Annotated in this window: 12 protein-coding genes and 1 pseudogene; all 13 read left to right on the forward strand. The window is 61.9% G+C overall.

Annotation, left to right across the window (positions count from 1 at the left end; all coding sequences use genetic code 11):
* The 13 genes and pseudogenes from dnaA to ACQZ13_RS00065 all read left to right on the forward strand — a co-directional run bounded on the left by dnaA (position 1) and on the right by ACQZ13_RS00065 (position 16,367).
* Positions 1 to 1,554, forward strand: a complete 1,554-nt coding sequence (gene dnaA, locus ACQZ13_RS00005; protein WP_088408119.1) for a chromosomal replication initiator protein DnaA — start codon at positions 1 to 3, stop codon at positions 1,552 to 1,554.
* A gap of 70 nt (positions 1,555 to 1,624) precedes the next feature.
* Positions 1,625 to 2,749 carry a DNA polymerase III subunit beta gene (gene dnaN / locus ACQZ13_RS00010; RefSeq protein ID WP_431049256.1) on the forward strand — a complete coding sequence of 375 codons (1,125 nt, stop codon included), beginning with the start codon at positions 1,625 to 1,627 and terminating at the stop codon, positions 2,747 to 2,749.
* Between the two features lie 117 nt (positions 2,750 to 2,866).
* A complete protein-coding gene (gyrB, locus tag ACQZ13_RS00015; RefSeq protein WP_431049257.1) occupies positions 2,867 to 5,395 on the forward strand; it encodes a DNA topoisomerase (ATP-hydrolyzing) subunit B in 2,529 nt (842 codons plus the stop codon).
* 187 nt (positions 5,396 to 5,582) lie between these two features.
* Positions 5,583 to 7,037, forward strand: coding sequence for an ATP-binding protein (locus ACQZ13_RS00020; protein WP_431049259.1), 1,455 nt, complete (start codon positions 5,583 to 5,585; stop codon positions 7,035 to 7,037).
* A 1,486-nt stretch (positions 7,038 to 8,523) separates the two neighbouring features.
* Positions 8,524 to 8,964: a helix-turn-helix domain-containing protein gene (locus tag ACQZ13_RS00025; RefSeq protein ID WP_431049260.1), complete on the forward strand. Its 441-nt coding sequence runs from the start codon at positions 8,524 to 8,526 to the stop codon at positions 8,962 to 8,964.
* Positions 8,965 to 9,533: 569 nt separating this feature from the next.
* Complete coding sequence (locus ACQZ13_RS00030) at positions 9,534 to 9,932, forward strand: hypothetical protein (protein WP_431049261.1); 399 nt, start codon at positions 9,534 to 9,536, stop codon at positions 9,930 to 9,932.
* A complete protein-coding gene (locus tag ACQZ13_RS00035; RefSeq protein ID WP_431049262.1) occupies positions 9,929 to 10,168 on the forward strand; it encodes a hypothetical protein in 240 nt (79 codons plus the stop codon). Before ACQZ13_RS00030 ends, ACQZ13_RS00035 begins: the two co-directional genes overlap by 4 nt.
* A gap of 6 nt (positions 10,169 to 10,174) precedes the next feature.
* Entirely contained in the window at positions 10,175 to 10,723 is a 549-nt protein-coding gene (locus ACQZ13_RS00040) for a TnsA endonuclease N-terminal domain-containing protein (RefSeq protein WP_431053420.1), read from the forward strand.
* The gene (locus ACQZ13_RS00045) at positions 10,680 to 12,692 is read left to right on the forward strand and encodes a hypothetical protein (RefSeq protein WP_431049263.1); all 2,013 of its coding nucleotides are present in this window, start codon (positions 10,680 to 10,682) and stop codon (positions 12,690 to 12,692) included. Before ACQZ13_RS00040 ends, ACQZ13_RS00045 begins: the two co-directional genes overlap by 44 nt.
* Before the next feature lie 12 nt (positions 12,693 to 12,704).
* On the forward strand, positions 12,705 to 13,661 hold the full coding sequence (locus ACQZ13_RS00050) for a TniB family NTP-binding protein (RefSeq protein ID WP_431049264.1): 957 nt from the start codon (positions 12,705 to 12,707) through the stop codon (positions 13,659 to 13,661).
* Positions 13,645 to 14,049 (forward strand): annotated as a pseudogene (locus ACQZ13_RS00055) (TniQ family protein); the annotation flags it as partial. The gene ACQZ13_RS00050 and the pseudogene ACQZ13_RS00055, both read left to right, overlap by 17 nt.
* Positions 14,050 to 14,370: 321 nt before the next feature.
* The gene (locus tag ACQZ13_RS00060; protein WP_431053446.1) at positions 14,371 to 15,120 is read left to right on the forward strand and encodes a hypothetical protein; all 750 of its coding nucleotides are present in this window, start codon (positions 14,371 to 14,373) and stop codon (positions 15,118 to 15,120) included.
* Between the two features lie 5 nt (positions 15,121 to 15,125).
* A complete protein-coding gene (locus ACQZ13_RS00065; protein WP_431049265.1) occupies positions 15,126 to 16,367 on the forward strand; it encodes a TniQ family protein in 1,242 nt (413 codons plus the stop codon).
* Positions 16,368 to 16,486 lie beyond the last annotated feature (119 nt).

The following is a 16,486-nucleotide window of genomic DNA, read 5'->3' on the forward strand; positions in this document are numbered from 1 at the left end:
ATGAGCGCAGACTTGTCAGGTGCGGCCCTGTGGCAGCGCGGCTGCGAACGCCTGGCCGCCGAACTGCCTGAACAGCAATTCAATACCTGGATCCGACCGCTGCCTCCCGCGGAGGTCGCCCAGCAGGACGAGAACGGCCACGAGGCCGTGCTGGTGTCCCTCCGCGTCCCCAACCGATTCAAGCTGGACTGGATCCGCAGCCAGTATGCCGGCCGGATCGAGGCCATCCTGACCGAACTGGCCGGCAAGCCGGCGCGCCTGGAATTGTCGCTGGCGCCGCGCGAAGCCATCGCGCCGCTGCCGCGCACCTCGCCGTCCGGCCTGTCGATGGGCCAGGTGCTGCAGCAGCACGGCCTGCGCGGCGGAACCGGCGCCGCGCCATCGGGCGCACAAGGGGGCGCAGAAGCGACCTCCGTGGCCGCCCGCCCGGCCGCCGCCGCGGCACCGAATGCCGCCGCCCCGGCCACCGCCGCCAGCCTGATCCAGGGCGGCGCGGCGCCCGGTGTCCCGGCCAACCTGCCGCCGAGCGCCACGCGCCACCGCATCAACACCAGCCTGACCTTCGACACGCTTGTGCCGGGCCGCGCCAACCAGATGGCGCGCACCGCCGCGCTGCACGTGGCCGGCGCGCCGGGCCAGATGTACAACCCGCTGTTCATCTACGGCGGCGTCGGCCTGGGCAAGACCCACCTGATCCATGCCGTCGGCAACGCGCTGCTGAAGGACCGCCCGGACGCCCGCGTGCTGTACCTGCACGCCGAGCAGTTCATCTCCGACGTCGTCAAGAACTACCAGCGCAAGACCTTCGACGAGCTCAAGGCCAAGTACCACTCGCTGGATCTGCTGCTGATCGACGACGTGCAGTTCTTCGCCGGCAAGGACCGGACGCAGGAGGAGTTCTTCAATGCGTTCGAGGCGCTGCTGGCCAAGCGCGCCCACATCATCATGACGTCGGACACCTACCCGAAGGGCCTGGTGGACATCGACGAGCGCCTGACCAGCCGTTTCGACGCCGGCCTGACGGTGGCGATCGAGCCGCCCGAGCTGGAGATGCGCGTCGCGATCCTGATCAAGAAGGCCGACGCCGAGAACGCGCCCATGCCAGAGGACGTGGCCTTCTTCATCGCGAAGAACGTGCGCGCCAACGTGCGGGAGCTGGAAGGCGCGCTGCGCAAGGTGCTGGCCTACAGCCGCTTCTCGCACAAGGAAATCAACATCCAGCTGGCGCGCGAGGCCCTGAAGGACCTGCTGTCGATCCAGAACCGGCAGATCTCGGTCGAGAACATCCAGAAGACCGTGGCCGACTTCTACAAGATCAAGGTCGCGGACATGTACTCGAAGAAGCGCCCGGCGAGCATCGCCCGCCCGCGCCAGATCGCGATGTACCTGGCCAAGGAACTGACGCAGAAGAGCCTGCCGGAGATCGGCGAGCTGTTCGGCGGCCGCGACCACACCACGGTGCTGCACGCGGTCCGCAAGATCGGCGGCGAGCGCCAGAAGAACACCGAGTTGAACCAGCAGTTGCACGTCCTGGAGCAAACGCTGAAGGGATGAGGAAAAACGCCTTCGCCTTCAGCGAAAATGCCGCGTTCGCCCGTACAGCCAACAGTGGAGAGAGGTTGACATGATCGTGTTGAAAGACAGCCAGGACAAAGTGCTTGCCGCGCTGCAGGCCGTGTCCGGCATCGTGGAACGGCGCCACACGCTGCCCATCCTGGCCAACGTGCTGGTGCGCAAGCAGGGCCGGCAGGTGGAGCTCACGACGAGCGACCTGGAGATCCAGGTCCGGACCACGGTCGAATTCGACGGCGACGACGGCGACTTCTCCACCACCATCGGCGCGCGCAAGCTGATCGACATCCTGCGCTCGATGCCGTCGGACCAGACGGTGAGCCTGACGTCCAACCAGAGCAAGATGACGCTGCAGGGCGGCAAGAGCCGCTTCACGCTGCAGACGCTGCCGGCGGACGACTTCCCGCTGGTGCAGGAGGCGGTCGATTTCGGTCCCGCGTTCAGCGTGCCGCAGAAGACGCTCAAGGGCCTGATCAACCAGGTCCACTTCGCGATGGCGGTGCATGACATCCGCTACTACCTGAACGGCATCCTGTTCGTGGCCGAAGGCAAGATGCTGACGCTGGTCGCGACCGACGGCCACCGCCTGGCGCTGGCGCAGGCCGAGACCGACACCGAGATGCCCAAGCAGGAAGTCATCCTGCCGCGCAAGACGGTGCTGGAGCTGATGCGCCTGCTCAAGGACGGCGGCAAGGGCGACGACGAGAGCGCGCCCATCGAGATGCGCTTCGCCGGCAACCAGGCCAAGTTCAGCTTCAGCGGCATGGAGTTCGTGACCAAGCTGGTCGAGGGCAAGTTCCCCGACTACAACCGCGTCATCCCGAAGAACCACCGCTTCCACGTGCTGATCGGCCGCCAGCCGCTGCTGGCCGCGCTGCAGCGCGCGGCGATCCTGACCAGCGAGAAGTTCAAGGCCGTGCGCCTGTCCTTCGACCCGGGCCTGCTGTCGATCGCGTCGAGCAACGCCGAGCAGGAAGAAGCCAAGGAAGAGCTGGAGATCGACTACGGCGGCGACCAGATCGAGACCGGCTTCAACGTCACCTACCTGATGGACGTGCTGGCCAACATGTCGCAGGACATGGTGCGGGTGGATCTGAACGACAGCTCGTCGAGCGCCTTGCTCAGCATCCCCGAACACAACGGCTTCAAGTACGTCGTCATGCCCATGAGGATCTGAGGTCGCGCCGCGACCTTCGCTCCTCGGAGCGGGAACGTGGCGCACCCCCAGCCCCCGCCAGACGGGGGCTCCAGCTAGACAGTCAAACGGCCGCAGGGCGGCCTGGAACACCCACTGATGACCGATAACAGCACTCCTGAGAACACCCCGACGCCTGTGCCGCAGAACGACGGCGCGGGGTACGGCGAGTCCAGCATCCAGATCCTGGAAGGGCTGGAGGCGGTGCGCAAGCGCCCCGGCATGTACATCGGCGACACCTCGGACGGCACGGGTCTGCATCACCTGGTGTTCGAGGTCGTCGACAACTCGATCGACGAGGCGCTGGCCGGCTACTGCGACGACATCGTCATCACCATCCACACGGACAACTCGATCTCGGTGATCGACAACGGTCGCGGCATCCCGACCGGCGTGAAGATGGACGACAAGCACGAGCCCAAGCGCTCGGCGGCCGAGATCGCGCTGACGGAACTGCACGCGGGCGGCAAGTTCAACCAGAACAGCTACAAGGTCTCGGGCGGCCTGCACGGCGTGGGCGTGTCCTGCGTGAACGCGCTGTCCAAGACGCTGCGCCTGACGGTGCGCCGCGAGGGCAAGGTCCACCAGCTGGAGTTCAAGAAGGGCTTCCCGCAGGACCGCGTGATCGAGGTCCGCGACGGCTTCGAGACCAGCCCGATGAAGATCGTCGGCGAGACCGACAAGCGCGGCACGGAAGTGCACTTCCTGCCGGACACGGAGATCTTCACGCAGAACTCCGAGTTCCACTACGACATCCTGGCCAAGCGCCTGCGCGAGCTCTCGTTCCTGAACAACGGCGTGAAGATCCGCCTGGTCGACGAGCGCAACAACAAGGAAGACAACTTCGCCTTCGCGGGCGGGGTGCGCGGCTTCGTCGAGTTCATCAACAAGGGCAAGACGCCGCTGAACCCGAACATCTTCCACGCCCAGGGCGACAAGATGTCGGACCAGAACACCAACGTCGGTGTCGAGGTGTCGATGCAGTGGAACGACGGCTTCAACGAGAGCGTCCTCTGCTTCACCAACAACATTCCGCAGCGCGACGGCGGCACCCACCTGACGGGTCTGCGCGCGGCGATGACGCGGGTGATCAACAAGTACATCGAGGACAACGAGCTGGCCAAGAAGGCCAAGGTCGACGTCACCGGCGACGACATGCGCGAAGGCCTGGCCTGCGTGATCAGCGTGAAGGTGCCGGAGCCGAAGTTCAGCTCGCAGACCAAGGACAAGCTGGTGTCGAGCGAAGTGCGCGGCCCGGTGGAAGACATCGTCGCGAGCAAGCTGACGGACTGGCTGCTGGAGAACCCGGTCGACGCCAAGATCATCTGCGGCAAGATCGTCGAGGCCGCGCGGGCGCGCGAGGCGGCGCGCAAGGCGCGCGAGATGACGCGCCGCAAGGGCGTGCTGGACGGCATGGGCCTGCCGGGCAAGCTGGCGGACTGCCAGGAGAAGGATCCGGCGCTGTGCGAGATCTACATCGTGGAGGGCGACTCCGCGGGCGGCTCCGCCAAGCAGGGTCGCGACCGGAAGTTCCAGGCCATCCTGCCGCTGCGCGGCAAGATCCTGAACGTCGAGAAGGCGCGCTACGAGAAGCTGCTGACCAGCAATGAAATCATCACGCTGATCACCGCGCTGGGCACCGGCATCGGCCGGGGCGCGGGCAGCGACGACTTCAATCCCGAGAAGCTGCGCTACCACCGCATCATCATCATGACCGACGCGGACGTGGACGGTGCGCACATCCGGACACTGCTGCTGACCTTCTTCTACCGGCAGATGCCGGAACTGGTGGAGCGCGGTCACATCTACATCGCGCAGCCGCCGCTGTACAAGGTCAAGGTCGGCAAGCACGAGCAGTACCTGAAGGACGGCCACGAGCTGGACGGCTTCCTGCTGAAGGTCGCGCTGAACGACGCCGAGCTGCACACGGCGGGCGTCGGCACGGGTCCGGTGCTCAAGGGCGAGCAGCTCGAGACGATGGCGCGCCAGTACGTGGCGGCGCAGAACGTGATCGAGCGCCTGTCGGCCTGGATGGACGGCGAGGCGCTGCATCTGCTGGCTTCGGGCCTGACGCTCGGCCTGGACACCAAGGAAGCGGCGGACATCTCCGCGACGGCGCTGCAGGTCGCGCTGCACGACGCGGTGGTGCATGCGGAGGTCGATCCGCGCACCGACAAGCAGTTCCTGCGCATCAGCCGCCGTCATCACGGCAACGTGCGGTCGAGCATCATCACGGCGGACTTCGTGCACGGTGCGGACTATGAAGTCCTGGCCGAGGCCGGCAAGACCTTCAAGGGTCTGGTGGGCGATGACGCCGTGATCCGCAAGGGCGAGGGCGAGAAGGCCAAGGAAAGCAAGGTGGCAGACTTCCGCGCCGCGATGGCCTGGCTGATGACGCAGGCCGAGTCCAGCGTCGGCCGCCAGCGCTACAAGGGCCTGGGCGAGATGAACCCCGCGCAGCTGTGGGAAACGACGATGGACCCGACGGTCCGCCGCCTGCTGCGCGTGCAGATCGAGGACGCGATCGAAGCCGACCGCGTGTTCACGATGCTGATGGGCGACGAGGTGGAACCGCGTCGCGAGTTCATCGAGCAGAACGCGCTGAGGGCGGCGAATATCGACGTGTGATCGTTGCGTCTGTGAGGAACCGCTAAACGTTGAACGTCAGCTGAAAACGAAGGACCGAAACCCTGGATAACGCTGGACTTTCTCGTCGCTTGCAGCTGGTCGCCTCTCTGACGTCGAGCGCATCAAGTGGGCGTTTCTTTATCGGAGTTCGGGCTCGACCTGGACTCCGCTCGATTGGGAGGCGGCCATGAACTCTGTGCAGTTGACGCGACTTCTTAGCGGCCTGTGTCGCCTCAGCGGCGAGCGTGAGTGGCTTGAGTTCAAGGAAAACAACGACTCCCCGGACATGATCGGGGAGACGATCTCGGCCCTCTCGAACGGTGCTCGCCTGCGGAACGAGCCGTTCGCCTACCTGCTATGGGGCGTGCAGGATGGGACGCGCCAAGTCGTCGGGACCTCGTTCGAACCGGCCGCTGCTCGTAAGGGCAATGAGGAGCTCGAGCACTGGCTTGTTCGAATGCTCACCCCGAGGCTCGATCTGCGCTTTCACGAGCTGAAGTTCGAGGACAAGCGTGTCGTGATGCTCGAGGTCCCCGCGGCGCTACACATGCCTGTCCAGTTCTCGGGCACGGAGTACATCCGCATCGGAAGTCTTAAGAAGAAGCTCAAGGACTATCCAGAGAAGGAGCGCGAGCTCTGGCAAGTCCTCAATGCGAGCCGATTCGAGCAGGGCGTGGCTATGTCAGCCCTGGAAGCCGATGAAGTTCTGGCGCTTTTGGACTACCCGCGCTACTTCGAGATGACCTCTCAGCCGCTGCCCGGCAACAAGGAGGCGTTGATAGCCAAGTTGACTGCGGACAGCCTCCTGCGGGAAGGCATCGACGGTTGGAGCATCACCAATCTCGGCGCCATCCTCTTCGCCAAGAACCTCAACGAGTTCGGCCCTCTCGCGCGCAAGGGCCTGAGGGTCATCAAGTACAAGGGGAAGAACCGCATCGTTACCGAGCGGGAGGCGCCCGGAAATAAGGGCTATGCGGTCGGCTTCGAAGCGGCGATTGGCTACATCAACAATCTGCTTCCCCTGAGCGAAGAGATCGGCCAAGCCCTCCGCAAGGAAGTGCGAACCTATCCGGAGCTGTCAATCCGCGAGCTGGTGGCGAACGCCCTAATCCATCAAGATTTCACCATCGGCGGAACCGGTCCGATGGTTGAGATCTTCGATGATCGTCTTGAGATCACCAATCCCGGCAAGCCGTTGGTCGACACGCTGCGGATGATGGATGAGCCCCCTCGCTCGAGAAACGAGTCCTTGGCAGCCTTGATGCGTCGCATGAACATCTGCGAAGAGCGTGGCAGCGGGATCGACAAGGTGGTCTTTCAGGCAGAGATGTACCAGCTGCCAGCCCCGATGTTCATGCTCAAGGAGCAGGCCATGGTCGTGACGATGTACAGCCGTGTTCCCCTGAAGGACATGAGCAAGGACGATCGTGTTCGGGCCTGCTATCAGCATGCTTGCTTGAAGTACGTCTCTAACGAAGTGCTCACTAACACGAGCCTCAGGCGCCGCTTTGAGATCTCGGAAGGCAACTCTGCACAGGCTTCTCGCATCATCGGTGACGCTGTAGATGCTGGCTTCATCAAGGTTGCGAACCCAGACAACAAGTCTCGCAAGCTCACGCAATACCAACCGTTCTGGGCCTGATCTATTTGATATCGCGCGATATCCATCGCTCGCTAGCAACCTAAGTTGTTGATCTACTTGGTAAATCCTATTTGATGGCTATTTGATCGGAAGCATTTACAAGTAGTAACATCCGCCCAATCCTCTTTGATTGGTGGAACGATGTCGCGTGGATACCGAACGCAACCCGTTGATCGATCACGCATTTTTCTCTTTGACGGCTATTTGATACGTGAGTGCGCACTTCTCTTTTTTAGTGGGCCATGTGGCCTCCTAGTAGAGGCACTCAAACGCTCGTCACCGGGAGTCGCCGCGGAAATCCCAAAGGCAATCTACCTGTTGAGATGCCCAACCAATCGTGTGCAGCATGAAGAGTGAGTCGACAGACAGCTGGGAAGCTGACATCGACGCGACCCCCTTGCCGTCGGGAAAATTCGCGCCAATCCTGATCCTCGTTCCCCCGCCGGAAATCGGGCCTCCACTGCGACAGCAGCTCGAGGGAGAGTTCGACTGCCCAGAGCGAGCGAAGCTCGCCGCACTGGACGCGTTCGCGGCCATGTCCCGCGGCTGAGTCGGGACTCGGGAAGCTACTGAGTTCGCTCGCGACGGGGAGTCAGCGCCTGGCGCCTCGCGATCGGCAAACGACTTCGTGCACCGAGGAGCCGTCAGTAGATCGTTGCGCCACAAGCGATTGTTTCGTGGTGCGCGCGAAGCGTGTGGATCTACCTACGACGTCTGATCGAGCCTCGCTCGCCGCAACCCTGCTCACGATCAGATCCGCCGCTTCATACAGCTCCGCCAGCATGCTCGCAGACACGTGTAGCTCACCGGGATCCTCAGTGAGGCGCCGGCATTCACGACAAGAGGGTTCGTGATCGCTCTGCTCGGCAAGTGCACGTAGCTCTCGACAGACCGCGTCCGTAAGCGAGTACCAGCCCGATGCGAGGAAAGAGCTTCGCGGTCGGCCATTTTGGCAATTGAGGCTCGTGAGCCTGCACCAATGCGTCGAGCGCATCAGCAATCTTGATCAAGGGGCTTCGGGGAAGTCCGCTCTCGAGGAGATCGGGGATGAATTTCTGCCTCGACATGCGAGGCGATCCGCGTCTGCTTGAGTTGATGCCGGCGATCGTGATCCACATCCACAACTTCAAGTTCTCACGCATGTTGAAGGTACTAGAGGTCCAATCAATTCTTCTTGTCACATCTTGTCACAATTTCTTATTGGGTTTTCAACTGGCTAATCTCCGCCTTAATGCAATGCGTCAATGCGTAGTTTTAACGCGTTGATTTGCACGGACTTTCTTGGTTATGCACCGGGGTAGCTTGCCGAACGCAGTGAATATTTCATACACCAACGCGAAGCATTTTGATATCTCATACACCATCATTATCAGCATCGACAACTTCTCAAGACTTTAGTGAGCCTTGAAACTCAATGTCGCGACGTATACCCTAAACGCGAGAGCAACTGCGTTCCGAATCGAGTGGCAATTTTTTTGGAGATGACGTGAGCCCCTTCGCAAAGCTGTTGCGACAGTTCCGACTTGAATCAGGCCAGACGCAGGCCGCCCTGGCAGGTCGCCTGGGTCTGGAGCGTGGGTACTTGGCCTCGGTGGAGGCCGCTTGCAAGGCTCCGCCGGACAAAGGGCTACTGGTGCAGCTCTGTGCGGCACTTGGCTTGAGCTCGATCGACGCGGAACGCCTTCACCGCGCCCGCGAAAGGTCGGTGAGGAAGTACTTGTTACGGATCAATGCGTCGGAGGAGGCTTACGAGCTCACATACGAGCTGTTTGCCATCGTCCACGACCTGCCGGACAGCGATCTTCGGATGCTTCGGGGTCTGCTAAAGAAGTTTGCACCCACCACCGCTCCCGCGGTTGGCACCAACCCCATTGAGGCTCAAGAGGTGCAATCACATCTGAGGAACTCGAAGGAGACGCCCATGTAGAACGACAAATGGACGAACCTTTCGGATCGTCCATTTGGCGGCGCGCCGGTTGGCAAACGCACTTCAGAGGTGAAGTCAGTTTGAACGACGCGCCCCAGATGGTCAAGCCGATTCACGGCCAGGAGCCTTCACGGACTGGGAGTTGTTCCCCGTTCGAGGCAGCACCTGCACCCAGCTTTCGGTGACATTCCCGAAAGCCCTGACCATTTGCGTCTGAAAGACGCAGGGGTACCACTATGCACATCGCATTTTTCGGCGACGCCATATCTGGCCATCGCTCCTCCGCTACGCCGCCCCCCGCTTTCCAAGCCAGCTTGGCTGGATTCACCGATCTGAAATCGCAAGCTCCCACTGGAGCTAAGGCGATCCGAAAAATCCCCAGCCTTTCCAAATCTCTGGTTTGCATCAGAGGAGCGCTGGAGGATTCTGAGGCTGTGAAGACGTATGGATGGACGGATCCCGCACGGTATCGCCGATATTCCATTCCTCTCCAACGAGTTCTCCCGGCCATCCGAATCACGTGGCAAGACGGATGGTATTGGATTACGTGGATTCATCTCGATGTCGTCTTGGCACCTTTGCCCGCAGATATTCAATCTGTCAGCGCCAGTTTGGCGCGTCTCAATGTGCCCTTCGTCAATATCGACAGGCATCACATCAACCAATTCGCGCTCGCGCTGTCGGAGCGCCAACTGCGTCAGGGAGAAATCGGTCAACCGTCTCCCAGCCCGCTGGCTGCTGCGTTCGACCGCAAGTATCAGACCCGTCTCGACTCGGTCTTTGAGTCCATCCTCTTCGATGAAGGGGGCGCGCTGCCGAAGCGCGTTGAGCGCAAGCAAGCTCTGCATGACCAGCGCTCATTGCAAAGATCGGCCGTCCGCGACCGGGCACAAACTCGTCAACGGAGCGCTCAGATGACGCGCTACCAACACGCCTGTGGTCCCGTGCGCCAGGCCAGCCTCCTGTGAGCGCGCCCCTCAACCACTCCGGCATCGGCAAGGTGGTGCACGCACGCGTGACTACACCGCCTGTATCCGAGCCGGTCAGAGACCCCATCGACCGCAGAGGCGACAACTTCCGCGTGAAGTACGCCTCCGTCAAGCAAGCGCGCGCGATCGCCTGCGAGTCGATGTTGGAGAGCCAGGTTGCGATGCTGCTCGAGTTCGCGCGCGGCGTCGTCTGCTACTCCCAACAGCCACAGTAGCTCGCTCTGTGCGGCCGCTCCAAGCCGCGCCGCTACACCCCTGACTTCGCCGTCCAGTGGCGCAACCAACGCCATTGGTTGATCGAGGTGAAGCCAGGCGTCAAAGCTCGATCGCCCACGATGGAAGAACGACTGCTTCGCGCGCGCGAAGCAGCGGCGGAGCTCGATCTGCACTTCGTCTTGATGACCGAGGCTGAAGTGTCGCGCCCCAGTTTCCAAGGCATCGAGCGGTTGCTCGCAGTTCGTCAGCAGGAGCACGCCGCTCATCTGGGCATGAGCCCGGACGAGTTGGCACGCGTGGCGCATACCCGATCCGAGGACCTCAACACTCTCGGCCATTTGTTGGGCGACCGCGGCTGTATTCGCCTCTCTCACGCCACTTCTGTTCTCAACGAGCGAGGCGATGGCGAGCGTCGAGTGGACGCGCTGCTGGCGGAACGGGCGTTGGTCTGGAATGTCGACCACATGCTCCTTCCGTCGACCTTTGTTCATCTGTATTCGGAGTCGAACGATGAAGAACTGTTCTTTCCAAATCGGGTCCGGCGTCCTTCTTAACGACCGGCACTACGTCGTCGAAGCCTGTGGTCAGCGCACCATCACGCTTCAGGACATCGAAACCAAAGAATGCACCGTCGAGAGCCGAGCCGACGTGCTCCACGCGTTCCAAAGTGGCGCGCTGCTCTTCGATGATCTGCTCGCGGATGCGGATGCGCAGCCAGTCGTCTTGAAGGGCTTGTCGGACTACAACGAACGCGATCGACGGGATGTCGCCCTTAAGCGAGCCTTGCTCAACAGGTTGTGCCCGAACGGCATCGTACAGGTGCGTCGTGCGGATCTTCCCGCCGCCATTCGCGACGTTTGGTCTACGCTGCCAGGTGCCGAAGGGCGGCCGCCGCCGTCGCCGGCCACCTTCTATGACTGGCGCCGAAGATGGCTCCGAGCAGAACAACGCGACACCGCGCTTGTGAACCGGTTTGATCTTCGCGGTCGACGGCCCCAGCCGGTGCCCAAAGAACTGGCACCCATCCTTGACCAAGCCGTCGACAAGATCTATCTCCGAGCTGAGCGGGGAACGATCTCCGAAACGTGGAAGGCCGCGCAAGGACTTGTTGATGAGCACAACGAAGCGCGATCCGTGGAATTCAAGCTGCCTCGGCCGACACGACGGCAGATCGAGCGCGCCATAGAGAAGATCGGCCGCTATCAAAGGCTCTCCCGGCGGTATGGCCGCAAGGTCGCCGAAGTGAAGACTTCGGTGTATGGCAAGGGGCCAGGCGCTGAGAGACTCCTAGATCGCGTGGAGGCCGATCACGCGCGGTTAAACGTGATCTGCATCGACGCGGAAACGGGGGCGATATTGGGCCGCCCTTGGATCACGGTGCTCATTGACGTCGCCTCGCGGATGATCGTCGCAGCAGTCATCGGGTTTGAAACGCCGAACGCCCAGACGGTGCTTAGCGCACTGAAGCAGGCCATCTTGCCTAAGGATGCGCTGCTGCGTCGCTACAAGGTCAAGGGCAGTTGGCCAGCCTGCGGAGTCATGGTGTCCTTGGTCTGCGACAACGGGACCGAGTTTCATTCTGATGCGGTGGAGAAGGCCTGCACGGACATCGGCGTCACGCTTGTGTTCTGCCCCCGCAATGAGCCTCGCTACAAAGGCGTGATCGAGAGGTTCATGAAGACGATCAATCACGACTGCGTCCACACGCTTCCCGGAACGACGTTCAGCAACCCCAAAGAACGCGGCGACTACGACTCCGAAGGAAGTGCGGTCCTGACCATCGACCAGCTGCGCGCCCTGATGTACCGATGGATCGTGGAGGTGTACGCGCAGGAGTTTCACCGCGGCATCCAGGCGTCACCCCTGCAACGGTGGGACGAACTAGCGAAGCTGCGGCCTCCTGTACTTCCCCGGCATCCGGAGGTGCTGGACGTGATGGCTCGGCCCCAAGAGTTCCGCTGGCTCTCGTCCAAGGGCATCGAGATCAACAGTCAGTTCTACAGCAGTGATGTGCTGAAGGAGTTGTTCCACACCAAGGGCCGGCAGCGACTCACGGTCAGGCCGGATGGGGAAAATCTGGCGGAGATCGACGTGCTCCACCCCACAACAAACTCCTACTTCAAGGCCTTCAGCACAGACCCCGAATACGCGTGTGGCCTCACCGTGGAGCAGAACAAACTGCTGCGACGCGAGGGGCGGGCACGTTACGCGGGCTTGGATCACCGTTCGGCGTCGCGCGCGGCCAGGCATGAGATGACGGAGACGGTGAAAGCGCTCAAGTTGCAAGGCGAACAGCTGAAGGCCATCGCCGAAAAGCACCGCGCTGGCGGCACCGGCAAGGTTCTCGGCATAAAGGCCCAGACGCCCCTCCAGCGCGCAGCCCGTCAGCACGCTGACAAGGCTGATGCGTGCTTCGATCAGTCGAGCGAGCGACTGCCCAAGGCCGTACCCACCCCGGACTTCGTGCCCTTCGATCGCATCGAGGGGTTCCCGAGCACGGGTCAACGCAACCTCTTCTCTTGACTGGAGACCAACATGTCGAAGACTCCCATCATTGGAAGCTCCCCCGAGGTCGAGGCCAAAGTGGCGTCGTTCATGTCCGAACGGCTACTCCACGACAGCTTGTCCGACTGCATCACCCTGATCGGCTCGATGCGGTTGTCTGGGGTCCACCACAGAAAGAAGGCACGGGGCATGCTCATCAGCGGGCCCTCTGGGGTCGGCAAATCAACGATCGCGGAGCGCTTGCTGGAGCTCTCGCCTCGCCGAGAGGAGGTTGACCGGACCATCGTGCCCGTTCTCTACGTGGAGCTCTCCGGTCAGCCTACCGCCAAGGTCATCGGTAGCAACCTGTTGGAAGCCCTCGGAGACCCGCACTCCGAAAGCGGAAGTGCGGAGGATCGTCTGTTCCGAGCGGCAGAGTTGATGCGGGCATGCGGTGTCGAGCTGATCATCCTCGACGAGTTCCATCACATCGCGAACTTGGACCCTCGCAAGCGCGAGATCGCGTTGGACACCATCAAAAATCTGATGAACAAAACGTTCATCCCGATCTTGTTGCTGGGCGCAAACTCGAGCAAGGCGATCGTGCGAGCCAATCCTGAACTGAGCCGACGCTGCACTCCCAAGATCCAACTGGAACCGTTCAGCACCGAGGACGCCGAGCATCTCCACGACTTCCGACGACTGCTGAAAGCGTTTCACGAGCTGTTGCCGACGACTGGCCCCTCCGCACTTATCGACGCGTCCAACACGGGCCCTCTGTATCAGGCCTGCCATGGATTGATTGGCCAGTTGAGCCAACTGCTCGAGATGGCGCTGAAGGCCACGCTGTATGGAAAGTCCCAGACGTTGAGCCAAGAAGCCTTGCGGTGGGCGTTCGAGAGGACGGTCTATCCCGGCTGCAAGCGGCATCGCAATCCGTTCGATGCCAAATTCGATGGGAAGCCGTTGGTGGGGTCGGGGGAGCCCTTCCATGACATGCACGCCTAACAGGGCAGCCTCCCGCCTGCTTGTTCGCCCGGAGCCCTTCAAGTACGAGGGGCTCCGGGGGTTCATGCTGCGCTTGGCGGAAAGCAACGCGCTCAGCTCGGTCGTGGATCTGCATCGCCTTTGCTTCGGCGCACCGGACCGCCGCGCGATACAACCAGCGTTGCTGCAAGCCGCGGAAGCGAAGCTGGGCTTGCCCGATTCGACGCTCAGTCGGCTTGCGATTAGCTCGGTCCCCGATGATCGACAGCGGCGCATGTTCCTGGGTCACAGCTTGGAGGCCAAACACTTGCGAAAGGCTCAATGTGCGATTTGTCCGCTCTGCCTTGCGCAGCTGTCGGCGGCTCGGGCGGACTGGGAGCTGCAAGGACAGGTGGCTTGCGGCCATCATGGTTGCTGGCTAGTGGACCGTTGCTCACGCTGCAAAGCGGCGATCAGGTGGCGCAGGACAGGAGTTCGGATGTGCTCTTGCGGACAAGACCTGGCGCTCCTGCCAACTGCGTCCGCCCCCGCAGAGATTCGTCACCTTGCGCAAGCAATCTGTGCCCGACTGTTCGGCGCGCTTGCACAAGAGCCATGGCCGTCAAGCTTCTGCGCAGAGATGGAGCGATCGACGCTCGGCCAACTCCTTTGCGTGTCCCAGCTTCTGGACAGCCGACGCTTCGGAGCTCCGCGACCCGACTTTACGCCAAAGGCTTGCTGGACGAAGGAAATGGCCCGCCAAGCCTCAGTGGCGGCGTTGACTGCTGCGGCGCTGTCCCAGTGGCCCAAGGGTTGGCGCAGGCTGATCGATCAAACGATGGCCGGAGGTCGCGATCTACCGCGGCCTGAGCGCGGGCGTTACATCGTGGGCCGAACCCGCTGGGCGAGCAAGGTTCATCCGATGTTGAACCATCGATCGAACAGCGAGAGATCCGTTCCCGGACCCTTTAAGGCTGAGTTTCACGAACACATGGCAAGACGCACCGTTGAAATCCACGTCAACCGATTCTTCACGCTCGGATCCATGTCTCCTGCAAAGAGCCGTGACCACAAGCGCCTGCCTTTCGCCTCGGGGGTCTCCGGCAAATCGCTTACCGACGAAGATTGGATCTCCAAGGAGGTCATGCAGGACTTGCTGGGTGCGTCCGAGGAGCAGCTCGTCGCGATCTCTTCGGCTGGTTTGATCAGCTGTATGGATGGCTGGTACTCCGCGCAAGACTTGTGTGACGTCTCTGCCCTGCTGCAGCACGCGTCAGAGGAATCGTTTCGAGCGCCGATGCGCCGGTTCCACGCGCTTGACGAGATGAGCGGCGGCATCGACGGGGAGCTAGCGCAGACCCTTCGACAGGTCAAAGCGGGCCGGTTGCGCCTTTATCGAACCGGAACAGTCCGGCCGATGCGACTGGCTCAGCTGCTGCTGGCCAGACCTGATGAGAAGAATGCCCCCACGCGCAAATCGGCACCCGTCTCGACCTGGTGATTCCCATGAAACAACTTCTCGTACGTCCCCTTCCAGCTGACGATGAGAGCGCCCAAGGCTACTTGCTGCGCCTAGCGGCAGCCAACGTGCTCGCGAATACTGGAGCCCTGCACCCCGAGCATCTGCACATGCACGACTCACAGGCGAAGTTGCGGGGGCCAATCAACGGCATAAAGACACTGAACCGGCCCGATCCAGGCGGTCTTCCGGTCCGACACTGGAACACTAGACGCCCTCGCTACTGCCCAGCCTGCCTCACCGAAAGCGGTCACTGGCGCGCCGCTTGGTCGCTGAACTTTTGCGTAGCTTGCCCGCTTCATAAAGTGATGCTCGTCGACGACTGCCACCGGTGCAGCCGACCCTTGAAATGGCACCGAACTCAAGTGGCGCAATGCGCGTGCGGAGCAGACCTTCGACAGCGTGAGGCTGTCGGCGCAGGCGAGCATGCCATCAACCTTGCTTGCCAGATCGCCGCATTCTTGCGAGAGCCTCTCAAGGCGCAAGAGTCCGCCAGGGGCTTGCAGTTGTTGCTCGAGCGGGCCTGGCTTTTAGGGGCCTACCGGTTGCAGCTCACAACCCGCGCCCAAAAAGTTGGAGGCTTGCATGAAATTGCTCGCGCGGCACGCATAGTTGATTCCGCCTCGCGTGTTGTGGACGACTGGCCCCATAGCTACTTCCAGTTCCTCGAAGATGTGGCGAGTCGGTACGGACGGCCGGGGAGCTCAAGCATCATGAGTCACTTCGGTCCGCTGTACCGTGAGCTGTTCCGCGGGGATCGCCATGGGTTCAACTCGGACTTACGGGACGGCTTTGAAGCCTATTTGCGCACGCGTTGGAGAGGTCAACTCGCTAGGCGCAATAGACGTCTGAGCGCTGACGCGGTGGATGCTCATGCTTGGGTTCCCATCACCGCTGCGGCTAAGGCGATCGGCTGGTCGATCGCACGCGTGCGGCAAGGGATCGCTGACGGCAAAATCCGGGGGACGGTCCAGGCCAGACCTTCTGGTCGCATGACTGGCGTCGTTCACCGCGACGAACTTGTTCGGCTGCAGCAGATGGAAGGGACAAGCCTCGATCTGCTCTCGGCATGCCGAGCGTTGAGGGTCGGAAAGAAGCGGATCCATGAACTCATGGAACTCGGCAAACTGCGACCGTTGTCGGGGCCTTCAGTTGATGGCCGCAAGACGTGGGTATTTCACCGCTTAGACGTGGAGCAACTAGGTGAGTTCGTAGCTTCGCGTAGATGAGAACGTGTCGCCGGTATCGGTACGTGGTGTCGCCTCGAACCGACGAGGGATTGAGCGTGTCGCTCCTCAGCGTTGCACGCTTTTTTTGATCGTGGCACGAGCGAGTCCGGGATCCGTCC

The organism is Roseateles sp. L2-2 (genome assembly GCF_050613215.1).
GTDB lineage: Bacteria > Pseudomonadota > Gammaproteobacteria > Burkholderiales > Burkholderiaceae_C > Roseateles > Roseateles noduli.

What these genes read in the sequence shown, in the direction of transcription:
- dnaA (WP_088408119.1), top strand. Translation starts at nt 1, where the DNA reads ATGAGCGCAGACTTGTCAGGTGCGGCCCTGTGGCAGCGCGGCTGCGAA.
- dnaN (WP_431049256.1), top strand. Translation starts at nt 1,625, where the DNA reads ATGATCGTGTTGAAAGACAGCCAGGACAAAGTGCTTGCCGCGCTGCAG.
- gyrB (WP_431049257.1), top strand. Translation starts at nt 2,867, where the DNA reads ATGACCGATAACAGCACTCCTGAGAACACCCCGACGCCTGTGCCGCAG.
- ACQZ13_RS00020 (WP_431049259.1), top strand. Translation starts at nt 5,583, where the DNA reads ATGAACTCTGTGCAGTTGACGCGACTTCTTAGCGGCCTGTGTCGCCTC.
- ACQZ13_RS00045 (WP_431049263.1), top strand. Translation starts at nt 10,680, where the DNA reads ATGAAGAACTGTTCTTTCCAAATCGGGTCCGGCGTCCTTCTTAACGAC.
- ACQZ13_RS00050 (WP_431049264.1), top strand. Translation starts at nt 12,705, where the DNA reads ATGTCGAAGACTCCCATCATTGGAAGCTCCCCCGAGGTCGAGGCCAAA.
- ACQZ13_RS00060 (WP_431053446.1), top strand. Translation starts at nt 14,371, where the DNA reads ATGGCCCGCCAAGCCTCAGTGGCGGCGTTGACTGCTGCGGCGCTGTCC.
- ACQZ13_RS00065 (WP_431049265.1), top strand. Translation starts at nt 15,126, where the DNA reads ATGAAACAACTTCTCGTACGTCCCCTTCCAGCTGACGATGAGAGCGCC.